At 39.6% G+C, this 14,610-nt stretch carries 17 protein-coding genes; 9 read left to right on the plus strand and 8 right to left on the minus strand.

All coding sequences use genetic code 11. The annotated features are described in order from the left end of the window. The 3 genes from rnc to pyk all read left to right on the plus strand — a co-directional run bounded on the left by rnc (position 1) and on the right by pyk (position 2,759). Positions 1-738 carry a ribonuclease III gene (gene rnc, locus ACOQO1_RS14945; protein ID WP_420603682.1) on the plus strand — a complete coding sequence of 246 codons (738 nt, stop codon included), beginning with the start codon at positions 1-3 and terminating at the stop codon, positions 736-738. A gap of 111 nt (positions 739-849) precedes the next feature. Further along, positions 850-1,314 carry an IPExxxVDY family protein gene (locus ACOQO1_RS14950; RefSeq protein ID WP_420603683.1) on the plus strand — a complete coding sequence of 155 codons (465 nt, stop codon included), beginning with the start codon at positions 850-852 and terminating at the stop codon, positions 1,312-1,314. A gap of 2 nt (positions 1,315-1,316) precedes the next feature. Continuing rightward, positions 1,317-2,759 (plus strand): pyruvate kinase, encoded by a 1,443-nt coding sequence (gene pyk / locus ACOQO1_RS14955; RefSeq protein ID WP_420603684.1) that lies wholly within the window; start codon positions 1,317-1,319, stop codon positions 2,757-2,759. An 11-nt stretch (positions 2,760-2,770) separates the two neighbouring features. Here pyk and ACOQO1_RS14960 read toward each other — a convergent pair whose 3' ends face one another. Beyond that, on the minus strand, positions 2,771-3,292 hold the full coding sequence (locus tag ACOQO1_RS14960; RefSeq protein ID WP_420603685.1) for a PAS domain-containing protein: 522 nt from the start codon (positions 3,290-3,292) through the stop codon (positions 2,771-2,773). Positions 3,293-3,467: 175 nt separating this feature from the next. Between ACOQO1_RS14960 and ACOQO1_RS14965 the strand changes: the two genes are divergently transcribed. From ACOQO1_RS14965 to ACOQO1_RS14975, 3 genes are all read left to right on the plus strand, one after another. Further along, on the plus strand, positions 3,468-4,316 hold the full coding sequence (locus ACOQO1_RS14965) for a helix-turn-helix domain-containing protein (RefSeq protein ID WP_420603686.1): 849 nt from the start codon (positions 3,468-3,470) through the stop codon (positions 4,314-4,316). A 282-nt stretch (positions 4,317-4,598) separates the two neighbouring features. Further along, entirely contained in the window at positions 4,599-5,147 is a 549-nt protein-coding gene (locus tag ACOQO1_RS14970; RefSeq protein WP_420603687.1) for a carboxymuconolactone decarboxylase family protein, read from the plus strand. Positions 5,148-5,183: 36 nt separating this feature from the next. Next, positions 5,184-5,576 carry a cupredoxin domain-containing protein gene (locus ACOQO1_RS14975; protein WP_420603688.1) on the plus strand — a complete coding sequence of 131 codons (393 nt, stop codon included), beginning with the start codon at positions 5,184-5,186 and terminating at the stop codon, positions 5,574-5,576. 51 nt (positions 5,577-5,627) lie between these two features. On the opposite strand, the gene ACOQO1_RS14980 is transcribed toward ACOQO1_RS14975, so the two are convergent. Continuing rightward, a complete protein-coding gene (locus tag ACOQO1_RS14980) occupies positions 5,628-6,206 on the minus strand; it encodes a TetR/AcrR family transcriptional regulator (protein ID WP_420603689.1) in 579 nt (192 codons plus the stop codon). A 140-nt stretch (positions 6,207-6,346) separates the two neighbouring features. Between ACOQO1_RS14980 and ACOQO1_RS14985 the strand changes: the two genes are divergently transcribed. Then, complete coding sequence (locus ACOQO1_RS14985) at positions 6,347-6,796, plus strand: COG2426 family protein (RefSeq protein ID WP_420603690.1); 450 nt, start codon at positions 6,347-6,349, stop codon at positions 6,794-6,796. An 18-nt stretch (positions 6,797-6,814) separates the two neighbouring features. On the opposite strand, the gene dinB is transcribed toward ACOQO1_RS14985, so the two are convergent. Beyond that, entirely contained in the window at positions 6,815-7,915 is a 1,101-nt protein-coding gene (gene dinB / locus ACOQO1_RS14990) for a DNA polymerase IV (RefSeq protein ID WP_420603691.1), read from the minus strand. 27 nt (positions 7,916-7,942) lie between these two features. Between dinB and ACOQO1_RS14995 the strand changes: the two genes are divergently transcribed. Next, complete coding sequence (locus ACOQO1_RS14995; protein WP_420603692.1) at positions 7,943-8,416, plus strand: CYTH domain-containing protein; 474 nt, start codon at positions 7,943-7,945, stop codon at positions 8,414-8,416. Continuing rightward, positions 8,416-9,081 (plus strand): lysoplasmalogenase, encoded by a 666-nt coding sequence (locus tag ACOQO1_RS15000; protein ID WP_420603693.1) that lies wholly within the window; start codon positions 8,416-8,418, stop codon positions 9,079-9,081. Before ACOQO1_RS14995 ends, ACOQO1_RS15000 begins: the two co-directional genes overlap by 1 nt. A 12-nt stretch (positions 9,082-9,093) precedes the next feature. On the opposite strand, the gene ACOQO1_RS15005 is transcribed toward ACOQO1_RS15000, so the two are convergent. The 5 genes from ACOQO1_RS15005 to ACOQO1_RS15025 all read right to left on the minus strand — a co-directional run bounded on the left by ACOQO1_RS15005 (position 9,094) and on the right by ACOQO1_RS15025 (position 14,586). Next, on the minus strand, positions 9,094-10,389 hold the full coding sequence (locus tag ACOQO1_RS15005) for a Zn-dependent hydrolase (RefSeq protein WP_420603694.1): 1,296 nt from the start codon (positions 10,387-10,389) through the stop codon (positions 9,094-9,096). A 118-nt stretch (positions 10,390-10,507) separates the two neighbouring features. Next, entirely contained in the window at positions 10,508-10,987 is a 480-nt protein-coding gene (locus ACOQO1_RS15010) for a GyrI-like domain-containing protein (protein ID WP_420603695.1), read from the minus strand. A gap of 11 nt (positions 10,988-10,998) precedes the next feature. Continuing rightward, the gene (pheS, locus tag ACOQO1_RS15015; RefSeq protein ID WP_420603696.1) at positions 10,999-12,018 is read right to left on the minus strand and encodes a phenylalanine--tRNA ligase subunit alpha; all 1,020 of its coding nucleotides are present in this window, start codon (positions 12,016-12,018) and stop codon (positions 10,999-11,001) included. Continuing rightward, complete coding sequence (locus tag ACOQO1_RS15020; RefSeq protein WP_420603697.1) at positions 12,011-12,703, minus strand: hypothetical protein; 693 nt, start codon at positions 12,701-12,703, stop codon at positions 12,011-12,013. The genes pheS and ACOQO1_RS15020 overlap by 8 nt, the downstream gene beginning before the upstream one ends. Before the next feature lie 23 nt (positions 12,704-12,726). Then, positions 12,727-14,586, minus strand: coding sequence for a SulP family inorganic anion transporter (locus tag ACOQO1_RS15025; RefSeq protein WP_420603698.1), 1,860 nt, complete (start codon positions 14,584-14,586; stop codon positions 12,727-12,729). Positions 14,587-14,610 lie beyond the last annotated feature (24 nt).

Consider the following 14,610-nt stretch of genomic DNA (forward strand, 5'->3'; position numbering starts at 1 on the left):
ATGAAACTAACCTCAAAAATATTCAATTCCCATCCAAAATCGGATGGGGATTTTTTTTTGGGCGTCAAAGCAATTCTTGGATTCAAACCTAAAGGTTTGGATATATACAAAAAGGCATTCCTTCACCGCTCCGTAAACAAAAGGGATGCAGATGGCAACCCCATGAACTATGAACGGTTGGAGTTTTTGGGAGATGCCATGCTCGGCACTATAATTTCAAAACACCTTTACAATGAAGTCCCCGAAGGGGATGAAGGATACCTTACTAAAATGCGCTCCAAAATTGTGAGCAGAAAACATTTGAATGAATTGGGCAAGGACTTGGAGCTTTTGCGCTATGTGGAGAGCAGAATCCCTAAATCGCACTTTGGAGAGAACATTCATGGCAATGTGTTTGAAGCATTGGTAGGGGCCATTTATTTGGATAGAGGCTATGCCTATTGCGAAAAATTCATCAACGAAAAGGTGATAAGGCCTTATGTGGACATTGAACAGTTAGAAGGAAAAGTCATCAGCTATAAAAGTTTGGTAATAGAATGGTGCCAAAAGCAGAAAAAGACTTTTAACTATGAAGTTTACGAAGATACCGGCAATGATGAATTAAAGCACTTCGCGGTAAAACTTACCATTGGAGATAAAATTATGGCAAAAGCAAGGGCCACCTCCAAAAAGAAAGCTGAAGAAAAAGCCTCAAGAAGAGCATATTTTGCTTTACAGAGCAGAATAGAAAATGAGTGACTTTAAATAGAGGTAAACTCAAACGTTTTCGTAGTGTTTCAAGGGCCATTGTCCTATTTGGGCTAGGCTGGCTAAGGTATTAAGAGTATATTTGCAGTTCGCTTTTGGATCATGTCTACGACACATAAGATATCAGCTGACTTCTATGATGACGACTTTCAACTCATCGCAATACACAGCGATTTGGAAGATTATGCCATAGGTTATGCCATAAATTCCAATTGCGGACTGTATTTAAAAAGGCTGGAAAAGGATTTGTTATTTAATCAAAACCTTTCTTTTTCCGTATTTGAGTGGGATGATGAGATGAACGATACCTATTGGACCCTTATTTCTAATAAATGTGCGATTCAAGTGGATATTCCTTCTGATGGTCTTTTTGAAAAAAACACCTCTTTTAGGACAGACTATCTGATCAAAGAGCAAAAGGAGGTGGATTATTTTTTGAAAGTTGATGCCGGAGACGAGATCACCTTGGAACAACAAATAAAATCCATTAATAAGATACCGAAGGTTATTACCGCTTATCCAATAGATGTACAAACCTTGAAATCAAAAAGAAACCTAATCTTTTAACAATGCCAACCAGAAAGAAGACAAAAATTGTAGCTACCCTAGGGCCAGCGACCAGTAAGAAAGAAGTTCTCAGAAAAATGATGAAAGCAGGGGTGGATGTTTTTAGAATAAATTTCTCCCATGCTTCACATGATGATGTTGCAGAACGTATTAAATTGATTCGGGAACTGAATGAAGAATTGGAGGTCAACACGTCTATTCTAGCCGACTTACAAGGACCAAAACTTAGAGTCGGTGTAATGGGAGGCGAAGCTGTGGTGGCCCCTGGAGATGAAATTGTATTTGCCACCGGGGAACCCTTTGAGGGAAGTGCCAAGAAGGTCTATATGAACTACAAAAGCTTTCCACAGGATGTAAAACCAGGGGAACGTATTTTGTTGGATGATGGAAAATTGATTTTCGAGGTAAAATCAACTAATGGTAAAGATGAGGTGAAGGCCGAAGTTATTCAGGGCGGTCCTTTAAAATCTAAAAAAGGAGTAAACTTACCCAATACGGATATTTCTTTGCCGGCGCTCACGGAGAAAGATATCAAGGATGCCATATTTGCCATAGGGCAAGAAGTAGACTGGATAGCCCTTTCCTTTGTTCGCCATAGCCAAGATCTTATGGATTTGCAGAATTTGGTCAATCAACACTCGGAGCATAAGATTCCCATAGTCGCCAAAATTGAAAAACCCGAAGCCGTTGAAAATATTGATAAGATTGTTGCCTATTGCGATGGGCTAATGGTGGCCAGAGGAGATTTAGGAGTGGAAGTTCCTGCTCATGAAGTTCCACTTATTCAAAAGAAATTAGTGCTGCGTGCCAAAAAGGCAAGAATTCCTGTGATTATTGCTACCCAGATGATGGAAACCATGATCACGAGTTTAACACCAACCAGGGCAGAGGTGAATGATGTTGCCAATTCGGTAATGGATGGTGCCGATGCGGTTATGCTTTCAGGGGAAACCTCCGTAGGAAACTATCCTGTGCAAGTGATAGAAAAAATGGCCAGCATTTTGGAGAGTGTGGAAGGTTCAAGCTTGATCAGCGTGCCACAAACACCGCCACATATCCGTACCAAAAGATACATTACCAAGTCTGTTTGCTATCACGCTGCAACCATGGCCAATGAAATTCAGGCAAAAGCCATCTCTACACTTACCAACAGTGGATATACGGCTTTTCAGATATCGGCATGGAGGCCCAGTGCACATATTCTTGTGTTTACTTCCAACAAAAGAATTTTGACACAATTGAATTTATTGTGGGGAGTCAAGGCCTTTTATTATGACAGGTACGTTTCAACAGATGAGACCATTGATGATGTAAACCAAATTGCATGTAAAAAAGGATTCTTGGATGTTGGAGATATGTTGATCAGTCTTGCAGCTATGCCCATTAAAGATAAGGGTATGGTGAACACCCTTCGGGTTACGGAAATAGAAACCTGCAACTTTTAACAAGTTTAAGCTTAGGCGACCTCTTTTTCAAAAGCTATAAAATTGACAACCTTTCCGGTAATGTCAAAAACCGGAGCTCCTTTAATTTTACAGTTGTAAGTGCTTCCGTTTTTTCGGTAATTGACCAATGTTACCTCAAAAGGTTTAAGGTCCTTTATTGCTTGCGAAACAAGTTTAGTGGTTTTTCTACAAGTCGCTTCACCTTGAAACATATTGGGCTTTTTGCCCAGAACCTCATTTGGCATATACCCATTCATTTGATGCATGTTTTGGGTGGCGTAAACAATATTCAAGTCAGTATCGGTGACAACCACTACATGTTCTTTGTCCAAAATTTCGGTGCGTAGCGGCAAACTTCTTTCCCACTTTTCATTTTTGGCCAAATCATTAAGATTTTTAAGGTCATTTAGATTTTTACATACTCTACCAAAGTGTTGTGCATAAATATCCAAAGCAATCAAAGGAGATCCATTTATTTCCTTGTCACTATAGAAATTGCTTACAGCTTCATCGTAAAACCTGGTATTTTCCATACCCAATACTATGAAAAACACGGGAATAGGTAAAATTTGGTCAATATATTAACAGTCTTGTTTAAGAAATTGGGTGGAAAGAGGCTCTAAACCCCTTGTAAGTATAAACAACATAGAAGGACTAATTGCTAAATTAATTCAACCTGAACAATCAATTTTAAGGAACAAAAGTTAGATGAGACACGAATATAAGGATACAAAGTTGGGTGCTATTTTAGGACTTAGTGATGATATTAAAAATGATAATGACCGTTTCTCCATAACCGCCAATACCATAAAATTTTTGTGGAACAGGAATAATGAACCGCTAGTCATCAATGTGGATGATATGGAACTGGAATTGAAACCCAATCAGTTGGTGACGGTTACTTATCTGCAAAATGTCTCTTTTTCCAAAACTGATCTGCCGCTCTCGGCAATACTTTTTAATAGGGAGTTTTATTGCATCTCTGACCATGATAGCGAGGTTTCATGTAATGGAATTTTGTTTTTTGGCACCCAGAACCTTCCCATTGTCTCCATCCCGGAGGAGCAAATCAGAAAATTCAATCTTTGGTTTGAAGTTTTCGTTGAGGAATTTTCAACTCCCGATAATATTCAGGGGGATATGCTACAAATGCTTCTTAAGCGATTGATAATCATGAGTACCCGTTTGGCCAAGGAACAGCTTATTGTAAAAACATTGAAAAACGATCAGATAGATACAATTAGGAAGTTCAACTATTTGGTGGACATACATTATAAGACCAAAAGAAAGGTCAGCGATTACGCGGAAATGTTGTTCAAGTCGCCCAAGACCCTGTCCAATTTGTTTTCCATATACAATCAGAAATCCCCACAACAAATTATCTTGGATCGTTTAGGACTGGAAGCCAAACGCCTCATACATTTTACCGATAAGCAAAACCAAGAAATTGCTTTTGATCTTGGGTTCAACGATCCGGCACACTTTAGCCGTTTCTTTAAGAAAATGACCCAGATGACACCTTCCGAATACCGAGAAAACCTGCTTGCCAATGCCTAAGGGAAATTTGGGCAAGCCATCGGGAAATTCTTGCTAACACCTCCCCTCTTTTTCGTCACATCTTTGCTCAGTAATTAAAAGTAAGGTAAAGATGAAAGCAATAGAAAAATCAATTTTTAATCTCATAGAGATTTTTAGGACTTCAAAGAAATCCGCTAATCAGGCTGTCATACCTGCATCACATTGTGAGCAAAAACACCATCACGATTTTTATTGTGATACAGAAAAACCATTTGTAAAGAATTATTAATCCATATAACAACACATAAAATTTTTAGAACTATGAGCACATTTAATGTACCTAAAAGAGAAGAGGTAAGTACAGCCAACCAGGCAATTTTTGACAATTTGGAAAAAGCTGTGGGCTTTGTTCCCAACCTGTATGCCACATATGCATATTCAGAGAATGCATTGGGCAATTATTTAAACTTTGCCAATGCCAAAACATCATTGAAGGCAAAAGAGAAAGAAGCAGTTAACCTTGCCGTGAGCGAAGTCAATGATTGTCTGTATTGTTTGTCTGCGCATACTGCCATTGGTAAAATGAACGGTTTTACAGAAGACCAAATATTGGAATTAAGAGCTGGTAGGGCATCTTTTGATAATAAACTGGATGCTTTGGCAAAATTGGCCAAAAATATCACAGAAAATAGAGGAGCTACGGATGCCACAGTTGTAGACAATTTCTTTGCTGCTGGGTGGACTAAGGAAAATTTGATTGACACTATAGTTTTGGTAGGGGACAAAACCATTTCAAACTATATCAACAACACCACGGAAATACCTGTTGATTTTCCAGTAGCTCAACCCTTACAAACTGTTGAAGCATAAATAAACAATAACCTTAAATAATTTAAATAGAATAAAATGAAAAAAGTAATTGCAATTTTAGTATTGGCCGTTGGAACCGTTTTTTCCACAAATGCCCAAGATAAGATGATGAAGGATGCAGCTGTAAAAACTGTTGCGTTGGAGCAGACTTCTGGAGAATTCACACAAAAACAGATTACTGTTTCCGAAGGAACCTACGTTTTTGATATTACCAATAATGGAGTGGGTCATGATGTTGGTTTTGTATTGGTCAAAAAAGGGAAAGATGTTAGCAAGCCCGAAAATCACATTCAGACGGCGTATGTGACAAAACCAGTTAAAACGGGAATGTCACAAACTTCAAAGCCTACAAAATTGGAAAAAGGGGAGTACGTATATTTCTGCCCATTGAATCCAACTTCAACAGACAATACCTTGATTGTAAAATAAGGATAGAATGGTCGACAAAAAAAGCTCCTTGATTCAAGGAGCTTTTTTTATTCATACCAATTCTGAATTTGCAAAAAGGGATGGGGCAATACCTCTGGACATATAAATTGGCCAATCGTTTTTAAACAAATGACTTTCTGTAATGGCACTATCATACAAAAGATAAAGCCCTCCGGATATTTTTTCGGTCTCCGCTTTGGAAATATTCAAGATATTGTCATTCACAACCTCACCTAAATACAGCAATAACTCTTTCTTTTGTCTTTGTATTTCGGTCAATAGTTTTTTCTGTTTTGGTGAGAGTTCACCTAATGTTTTAAGTCCCCAGCAACCATGAAAATCTTCTTCTCGGTACATATCCTGTAAAAGGTCGAAAATGGCCAAGAGTTGGTTTTTTCCCTTTTTTCTTCTGGAAACATAGCTTTTCAAGGACTCCAAAAAATCATCATTCCGTTGTTTTAGATATGCAATGCATATATCTTCTTTGGACTTAAAATGACTGTATAAGGTAGCCTTTGCAATATCTGCTTTGGCGATGATTTCATTGATGCCCGTTGAATTGTACCCGTTTGAATAGAACAGCTTGCCAGCAGTTGTGATGATTTTTTCGCGAAGTGTGGCTTTTTCCATATGCCAAAGATAAAAAAGACTGGTCTGTCTGGCTTATTTTATTCTAAAATGTGAATTCTTTGTGCAATTACAGAGGTTGATGATTTTTTAACTAGCGGACTAGCTGTTTTGGCTTAATTTTGCAAACTAAAAAAATTGCAATGCTAGATTTATTGACCGCTATACTTTGGAGCTTGTCTCCCTTTGGTGAAGCCAAAGTGGGGATACCCTATGGTATCATGAAAGGTCTTAATAGCTATGTGGTATTTGTTGCTTGTTTTCTGGCAAATGTTGCGGTATTTCCACTGATGCTTTTTTTTCTAGAGCATATTAATCGCTACCTGATTAAGTGGCGATTCTATAAAAAATCGGCCATTTATGTTGCCAAACGCGCCAAAACTGGATCGGGCAAGAAAATTGAAAAATTTGGTTTCTTTGGTTTAATGTTCTTTGTGATGATTCCGTTGCCAGGTACCGGAGTATATGCTGGTAGTATAGCTTCCTATTTGTTTGGAATTGAAAAAAAGAAGGCGTTTTTGGCCAATACCATAGGTATTTTTATCTCCTCGGTTTTTGTTTGGACAGTTGCCGTTTCCATGAACAAGATATAGTGTCTGATATAAAGATTTTTAAAAATCGAATTTAAGCTGTACAGATACAAATTCCTCTTTTTCCTTTTTCTCTTTCTTTTCAGTGTTGAGGTTGGCCAGTGAAATACCCAGCAACCTTACCGAATTTTCCAAAGATGATTGGTAGAGCAGCTCTTTGGCGGTCTCTAGAATAAGTTCCTTGTCCGCGATGTAATAGGGAAGCGTTTTGCTACGGGTCTGTAGCGTAAAATCACTGTATTTAATTTTTAGCGTGATGGTTTTTCCCGAAATTTTGGATTTTTTAAGCCTTCTTTCGAGTTCGTTCGCAATATTCTCCAGCTTTTCCAGCATAAAGATTTCGCTGCTCAAGTTCTCAAAAAAAGTACGTTCCGCACCAACGGATTTTGGGATACGATGTGGCTTAACTTCACTATTGTGGATTCCCCGAACCACATAATAATAGTATTTTCCACTCTTTCCAAAATTGCTGTCCAAGAACTCAATGGGCTTTTGCTTTAGATCTTTACCGGTAAAAATACCCAGCTTATACATTTTTTCGGCGGTCACTTTTCCCACTCCATAAAATTTTCGGATGTCGAGATCTTCCAAAAACTCAATGACCTCCTCTGGGTTCACTGTCTTTTGTCCATTGGGCTTATTGTAATCACTGGCGACTTTGGCAATAAATTTATTTATGGAGATTCCAGCGGAAGCCGTCAAGCCTGTGGATTCCAATATTTTTTCACGAATTTCTTTGGCAATAAGTGTTGCAGATGGATTTCCCTTTTTGTTTTCGGTAACATCCAAATAGGCCTCATCTAACGAAAGGGGTTCTACCAGGTCGGTATATTCAAAAAAGATTTTACGTACCTGTTGGGATACTTCTTTATAACGGTCAAAACGAGGCTTTACAAAAATCAGATCAGGACAATTTCTTCGGGCAATGTATCCTGCCATGGCACTACGGACCCCAAATTTTCTGGCTTCATAGCTAGCAGCTGATACCACTCCCCGTTTTGATCCCCCACCAACGGCCACAGGTTTTCCCTTTAACTCTGGGTTGTCATGTTGTTCCACGGAGGCATAAAACGCATCCATATCTACATGAATGATTTTTCGTAAAGGAAAATCGAAGTCCATACCCAAATTTAGGGTATATTTAGTTTGATGGAGCACTTGGAAATTGAACGTAAGTTCTTGGTAAAATCGGACGAATATAAATTTGAATCAGATTCGCAAGAGCGAATTGTACAGGGGTTCTTGAATACCCATCCAGACCGCACGGTCCGTGTTCGAATTAAGGGAAACAAGGCCTTTATGACAGTAAAGGGAAAAAGTAACCAGGCGGGCACTACTAGATTTGAGTGGGAAACGGAGATCAGTGTGTCGGAAGCCACCAATTTAATTGACCTATGTGAGGAGGTCATTTTGGAAAAGAACCGATTTAGAGTACTTTTTGGCAACCATGTTTTTGAGGTAGATGAATTTTTGGGAGAGAACAAAGGCCTTGTTGTTGCCGAGGTCGAACTGCAACATGAAGATGAACCGTTTGACAAACCTAAATGGTTGGGAAAAGAAGTAACAGGAGATGTAAAATACTATAATTCCCAATTGAGCAAAAAGCCATTTAAAGATTGGTAATGAAAAATTCTAAAACCCAAAGGGCCATCAACATATTGAGTTTTATTTCTGCATGCTTGGCGATTTATTTTGACTATGCTGCAGATAAAATTCTGTTTTCCGTATTTAAACCCTTGACCACAATTTTAATACTGTCACTTTTGTTTTTTGTGCAAAGCGGCACACTCTCCAAATACAGGAGCCTCATAATTGTAGCTTTGGTATTCTGTTTACTGGGAGATATATTTTTACTTAAGGACAGTTACTTTGTTTTTGGTCTAGGGTCATTTTTAATAGGTCATTTGCTGTTTGCATCGGCTTTTATCAAATTGGAAGGATTTCATTTCCATTGGGTTTCACTGCTTATTTTTCTAGCAATAGGAGGAGGTATTTTATTTTGGCTGAGACCCGACTTAGGTGATTTTGAACTGCCCGTGACGATTTATGTTATTGTCATCATTTTTATGGCGTGGCAAGGCTTGGGTCTTTTTTTAAGACAAAAACAAAGAGCCTATCTACTAATAGCGCTGGCGGTTTTATTGTTTATGTTTTCCGATACCATGATTGCCATCAACAAATTTAAATCCCCTTTCAACCTGTCTGGCTTGGTCATATTGAGTACGTATTGGATGAGCATTGCATTAATTTCAAATGCTTCCTATTTAATTTTGGGAAAGAAAAGCTGAATTTGATGTTTTTTAATCCAACTTTTTATCCAAAGCCAAGATGGTTTGGAGAAGAACGTTGGCACCATCGGCCATATCTTCCGCAGAAGTAAATTCATTTGGAGAATGACTGATACCTCCTTTACTTGGCACAAAAATCATTCCTGTGGGGCAAATGGTGGCCATATCCTGTGCATCATGTCCTGCTCCACTGGGCATGTATTTAAAAGTAAGTCCCAATTTTGAGGCTACAGTTTCTATTTCCTTTTGGATGATCTTATCCGTTAAGGCAGGGTCTGCAGTAGTATCCAGAGGCTTAAACTCAATGGATACATTGGATGCAGCGGAAATTTCAGCTGCTTTGGCTTTAATGGCGTGGAATACTTTTTCGATTACTTTGGAAGATAGGTCACGAATTTCCAAACTGGCCACTACTTTTCCAGGAATTACGTTGGGCGCTCCCGGCTCAGCTTTAATACGGCCCACAGTACCCACTTGGTTTCCTTCAAAACTGTTGGTGATTTCGTTTACGGCAACGGTAAATTTGGCCGCCGCCAATAGGGCATCCTGTCTGGCATTCATTGGAGTGGTGCCAGCGTGGTTGGCAAATCCGGTAAAAACCACATCCCACCATTTCAATCCTACAATACCTTCAACAATGCCAATATTGATATTTTCTTTTTCAAGAATTCCACCCTGTTCAATATGTAATTCCAGAAATGCCGCCATGGCGTTCTTTTTACGCTGCACTTCTGCAATTCGAGTGGTATCTCCACCCAATCGCATTATACCTTCACCCATTGAGAATCCGGTTGAGTTAACCACCTTAAAAGCTTTTTTGCTCAAATGACCGGACATGGCCCTGCTACCCATTACGCCTCCTTCTTCATTGGAAAAAATAATGACCTCCAAAGGATGTTTGGTCTTGATGTTGTTCTCGTTTAAGGTCTTGATGACTTCCAAAGCGGCCATGGAGCCCACGCATCCATCATAGTTGCCACCATTGGGAACACGGTCTATGTGTGAACCAAAAGAAATAAGTTTGGCAGTTTTGCCAGTACCTTTTCTAACCCCAACAATATTTCCGGCAAAATCAATGGATGTTTCTAGACCAAAACTCTCCAAAGTGTTCATAATCCATGTTCTAGCTTCAATATCTGCGTCGCTAAAAGCAACCCGTTCCGTCTCACCATTTTCTTGAAGCCCAAATTTTGCAAGTTCCAAAATTCGGTTTTCCAAACGGTTTTGATCAACTCTAAGATGTGTCTTTTGAGCGATGGCAATATTAAAAGGGAACAAAAACAAAAACAGGATTAGTCTAGCAGCCATACTGTGAATTTTAATGGGTTAACTGATTGAAAAACATCAAACGGTTGGGATAAACTAGATAAATATAACCATAAAACAGCATGTGGTTGCTGTTGATACGGAACAGCAAATACGGTTTTTATTTACGGTTCCTTATTGGAATCCAAATCTCTTCTTCAGAGTTAGGGTCGTTGTTTTTGTATTTACTGCCCAAAACTTCAAAATGCGGTCTATGGTCCAATTGGTATTCCGAATTGGGAAGCCATTGGGTAAAAATGTATTGGAAAATGGACGAATCTGCGCTGGAACCCTTATAGTGAAATACGGCATAGGTTCCGCTTTCAAGGGTAAAGCAGTCCATTTCTTCCGGAATAGTATCGCAGTTTGAAACTTCAACCGCGGCCCACTTCGTAAATTGGTTGGAGGGGTCAAAGTTTATAAAATGGGAAGCATCATAAAGCTGCATGGAGATGAAATCAGCAGAAACCCTATTTCTAATTTCATGTGCTCGAGGTCTGAAATTGCTCCAAAGTTCAAAGGTTCTATTGCTGGCTAGGCTCATACCAAGATGCATGCCGACCAACTTCTTTTCCTCGAGCAATTTTATGCTAGGCTGCATAGAACAATATGCTAAAGTGCACTTTTAAATTGTTCCAAGAACCTAATATCGTTTTCGCTCAACAATCTAATATCGGATATCTGGTGCAATAACAGCGCAATGCGGTCAATACCCATTCCAAACGCAAAACCTGAGTATACATCAGGGTCTATACCACAATTTTGAAGCACGTTGGGATCAACCATACCGCAACCCATGATCTCTAACCATCCGGTTCCCTTAGTCATGCGATAATCGGTTTCGGTTTCCAATCCCCAGTACACATCAACCTCTGCACTGGGCTCCGTAAACGGAAAATAGGAAGGTCTTAGTCTGATCTTTGATTTTCCGAACATCTGTGAGGTGAAATATTGTAGCGTCTGCTTCAAATCGGCAAATGAAACATCCTTGTCCACATACAACCCTTCAACTTGATGGAAAAAACAATGGGAACGAGCTGAAATTGCCTCATTCCTGTACACCCTGCCGGGAGAAATGGTACGGATCGGGGGTTTGTTGTTCTCCATATAGCGTACTTGTACCGAAGAAGTATGGGTGCGAAGCAAAATATCCGGATCGGTCTGGATAAAGAAAGTATCCTGCATATCGCGAGCAGGGTGATATTCCGGCAAGTTCAATGCTGTAAAATTGTGCCAATCATCTTCAATTTCGGGACCTTCAGAAACATTGAAACCTATTCGTGAAAAAATATCGATAATCTGATTTTTCACAATGGAAATAGGATGTCTTGTTCCAATTTCTATGGGTTCACCCGGCCGGGTAAGATCTCCAAATTTTCCCTTGGAATCTGCCTGGCTCTCAAGAGCGATCTTTAGTGAATTTACCTTTTCCGTGGCAGCACCCTTCAATTGATTGATAACCTGCCCAAACTCTTTCTTTTGCTCATTTGGAACATTTTTGAATTCTGCAAAGAAGGTATTCAACAGCCCTTTTTTTCCTAAATACTTGATTCGGAAAGCTTCTATTTCATCTTTTGAAGTTGAAGTAAAACTTTCTACTTCAACCAAATGTTCCTTAATGGTCTCAATCATTGTTATTGGCGCTATTGGCCGACAAATTTAGCAAATTGTCTTTGAATATGTAGGCAATCAGAAAATGTACTGCAATACCGCCAAAAAGATGCCACAGCCAATGGGTTCCCATACTCAAAAAGCTTTGGGTTAAATCGATACTTCTAAAATAAACCGCACAACCAAAAATGAAAAAGGCCAAAAGCACGAGGTTAAGGTTATGCCATTTGGTTTTTGCCAAGTACCAACCTAGGGGCAAAAGAATGGTTGCCGCTGTAATTATGTAGCCCAAAGAAATACGGAGTGCAATAGGAATGGGAAGGATTCTGAGTAGAAACGAAGCACTAAAAATGAGAATGATAAGTAAAACACGCTTCCACCAATGGGATGTCAGTTTAAAAATAAAATAGATAACGACCGCAAAACATAAAAGCATGATAGGCATCCAATCCAGCCTAAGCCAAAATTCATGGCTCCTGGTTGCATGAAAGACCGTACCACCAATATAGCTTATGGCAATAATGGGAAGAACCCAAGACAGGAAAAGGTGTTGTCTTGGGTTCTTGTAGATTTTTATTCCCCAATAAATTAGGAGGGCAACAAAGACCAAATTACTATAGGTATTGAAGGGTTCCACTGGGAACCTTCCCTCTAAGGTCTCCAAGTAAATGGGCCCTGAATCATTTGGAAACTTGAAAAAAAGCATCACATTGTTGCCAAAAAAAGGAATCAACTTGCATGGGTGTCTTCAATATTGGCTAAGATCCAGTCCATACAGTGCTGAAAGTCCTCAAAAATATTTTCCTTCGGTATAAGATCCGGAATAATATCAATACGTTGCATCATGTATTTAGGTTGGTCAAGAAGACCTACAAACAATACCTTAATATTCTTTTTGTTCAAGTCTTGCAAAATATCTTCCATGGCATATAAGCCTGACTGATCCATATATTGCATACGATCTAATCTTATGACCACTGTTGAAGCCGTGTCCGGGATTTGCTCTGCCAATTGTTGAAATTCACTGGTTGAACCAAAGAACAAAGGACCTTTAATGTGTTTGATAAAAACTTCTTCCTTCAACTTTGAAGGAAAGCCTTTCTCATCTGCCCAAGGTTGTTCTTTTAATGGCTTAACATTGGATCGTGTAGCGGTAAGGTCCCCAATTTTTTTCATGAACATCAACGATGCGATTACCAGTCCGATACCTACAGCATAAACAAGGTTCCAAATAGAGGAAAGGACTAAAACAGTTAGCATAATGATTACCTCTGAACTTAATTTTAATGGACCAAGCTTCATGTCTTTTGGCAAATATGGAATGGCCTTAAGACCTTTATAGTCCATTACTCCAATGCCCACTGTGACTAAGATTCCTGCCAGCACAGCTGCTGGAATTTGGGAAGCTATCGGTCCAAGTGCCAAAAGAATAACAAGTAAAAGTATACCCGCAATCATACCCGACAAACGTGTTTTTCCACCTGAGTTGATATTGACGACGGTTCTAATGGTTGCACCTGCTCCCGGGATTCCTCCGAATACGGCAGCGATACTGTTACCAATACCTTGTCCTACGAGTTCTTTGTTCGGTTTGTGCTTGGTTTGGGTCATGTTATCTGCTACAACTGAGGTCAACAACGAATCAATGGCACCTAAAAGCGACAGCGTAAGAGCTGTAAATATATAGGGGGTAAGGGCTGAAAACTTAAATTCTGTAAAAATTCCAAGCTGAGGAATCGGGAGGCCTTCTGGGATTTGTTCAATGGGCCTATAATCCAGACCAAATCCTACAGCCACACCAGAAACGACAATTAAGGCAACTAGAGTGCTGGGAACAGCCGTGGTTATCCGTTTAAAGCCGTAGATGATAATAATGGTGGCCAGAGCTAAACCTAGTTCCAACCAATTGATGTTTTGTAGCGCCTTGGGGAGTACTTTTATGGTTCCCAAAACCCCAGAGGCATCCTTGGCAGCCAAAGTTTTGGCTTCTTTTTGCATATCCGCCTCAGTGATTTTCCCTGCTCTTCGGATGGTCTCTTCAAAATCTTCGAGCACTAAAATTCCTTCTCCGGCTTCTTCCTTGAGGATGTTTTCCAAAATTTCTTCTTCGGCCGCGGCTTTGAATTCATTCACATATTCGGCATCTTCCTTGGGATAATATCCCACTGCTGGAAGAATCTGGGTCACTAGAATAATGACGCCAATTGCGGTCATAAACCCAGATACCACTGGATATGGAATGTATTTGATGTACTTTCCAAGGCCAATGAGTCCCAACCCAATCTGCATTAATCCAGCTAAAAGAAAAACTGCCAATATAATGGGAAGGGCTTTGCCCACATCGCCATCATGAACCGCCAAAATACCAGCAATGATGACCATACTTACAGCGGTCATTGGCGCTGTAGGCCCCGATATTTGGGTATTTGTACCACCAAAAAGGGCAGCAAAAAAACTGATAAAAATTGCTCCATAAAGTCCTGCACTTGGGCCTAATCCTGAACTTACCCCAAAAGCAAGGGCCAATGGCAATGCAACGATACCTGCGGTGATGCCACCGAATAAATCTCCTCTAAAATGTTTGAACATGGTGATGGTTTATTTGTGGTTTAT

The organism is Flagellimonas sp. (assembly GCF_965222555.1).
Lineage (GTDB): Bacteria > Bacteroidota > Bacteroidia > Flavobacteriales > Flavobacteriaceae > Flagellimonas.

What these genes read in the sequence shown, in the direction of transcription:
- ACOQO1_RS15010 (WP_420603695.1), bottom strand. Translation starts at nt 10,987, where the DNA reads ATGCAGCCTAGCATAAAATTGCTCGAGGAAAAGAAGTTGGTCGGCATG.
- ACOQO1_RS15020 (WP_420603697.1), bottom strand. Translation starts at nt 12,703, where the DNA reads ATGCTTTTTTTCAAGTTTCCAAATGATTCAGGGCCCATTTACTTGGAG.
- ACOQO1_RS15005 (WP_420603694.1), bottom strand. Translation starts at nt 10,389, where the DNA reads ATGGCTGCTAGACTAATCCTGTTTTTGTTTTTGTTCCCTTTTAATATT.
- ACOQO1_RS14965 (WP_420603686.1), top strand. Translation starts at nt 3,468, where the DNA reads ATGAGACACGAATATAAGGATACAAAGTTGGGTGCTATTTTAGGACTT.
- ACOQO1_RS15000 (WP_420603693.1), top strand. Translation starts at nt 8,416, where the DNA reads ATGAAAAATTCTAAAACCCAAAGGGCCATCAACATATTGAGTTTTATT.
- ACOQO1_RS14960 (WP_420603685.1), bottom strand. Translation starts at nt 3,292, where the DNA reads ATGGAAAATACCAGGTTTTACGATGAAGCTGTAAGCAATTTCTATAGT.
- pyk (WP_420603684.1), top strand. Translation starts at nt 1,317, where the DNA reads ATGCCAACCAGAAAGAAGACAAAAATTGTAGCTACCCTAGGGCCAGCG.
- ACOQO1_RS14980 (WP_420603689.1), bottom strand. Translation starts at nt 6,206, where the DNA reads ATGGAAAAAGCCACACTTCGCGAAAAAATCATCACAACTGCTGGCAAG.
- rnc (WP_420603682.1), top strand. Translation starts at nt 1, where the DNA reads ATGAAACTAACCTCAAAAATATTCAATTCCCATCCAAAATCGGATGGG.
- dinB (WP_420603691.1), bottom strand. Translation starts at nt 7,915, where the DNA reads ATGGACTTCGATTTTCCTTTACGAAAAATCATTCATGTAGATATGGAT.
- ACOQO1_RS15025 (WP_420603698.1), bottom strand. Translation starts at nt 14,586, where the DNA reads ATGTTCAAACATTTTAGAGGAGATTTATTCGGTGGCATCACCGCAGGT.
- ACOQO1_RS14970 (WP_420603687.1), top strand. Translation starts at nt 4,599, where the DNA reads ATGAGCACATTTAATGTACCTAAAAGAGAAGAGGTAAGTACAGCCAAC.
- ACOQO1_RS14985 (WP_420603690.1), top strand. Translation starts at nt 6,347, where the DNA reads ATGCTAGATTTATTGACCGCTATACTTTGGAGCTTGTCTCCCTTTGGT.
- pheS (WP_420603696.1), bottom strand. Translation starts at nt 12,018, where the DNA reads ATGATTGAGACCATTAAGGAACATTTGGTTGAAGTAGAAAGTTTTACT.
- ACOQO1_RS14950 (WP_420603683.1), top strand. Translation starts at nt 850, where the DNA reads ATGTCTACGACACATAAGATATCAGCTGACTTCTATGATGACGACTTT.
- ACOQO1_RS14995 (WP_420603692.1), top strand. Translation starts at nt 7,943, where the DNA reads ATGGAGCACTTGGAAATTGAACGTAAGTTCTTGGTAAAATCGGACGAA.
- ACOQO1_RS14975 (WP_420603688.1), top strand. Translation starts at nt 5,184, where the DNA reads ATGAAAAAAGTAATTGCAATTTTAGTATTGGCCGTTGGAACCGTTTTT.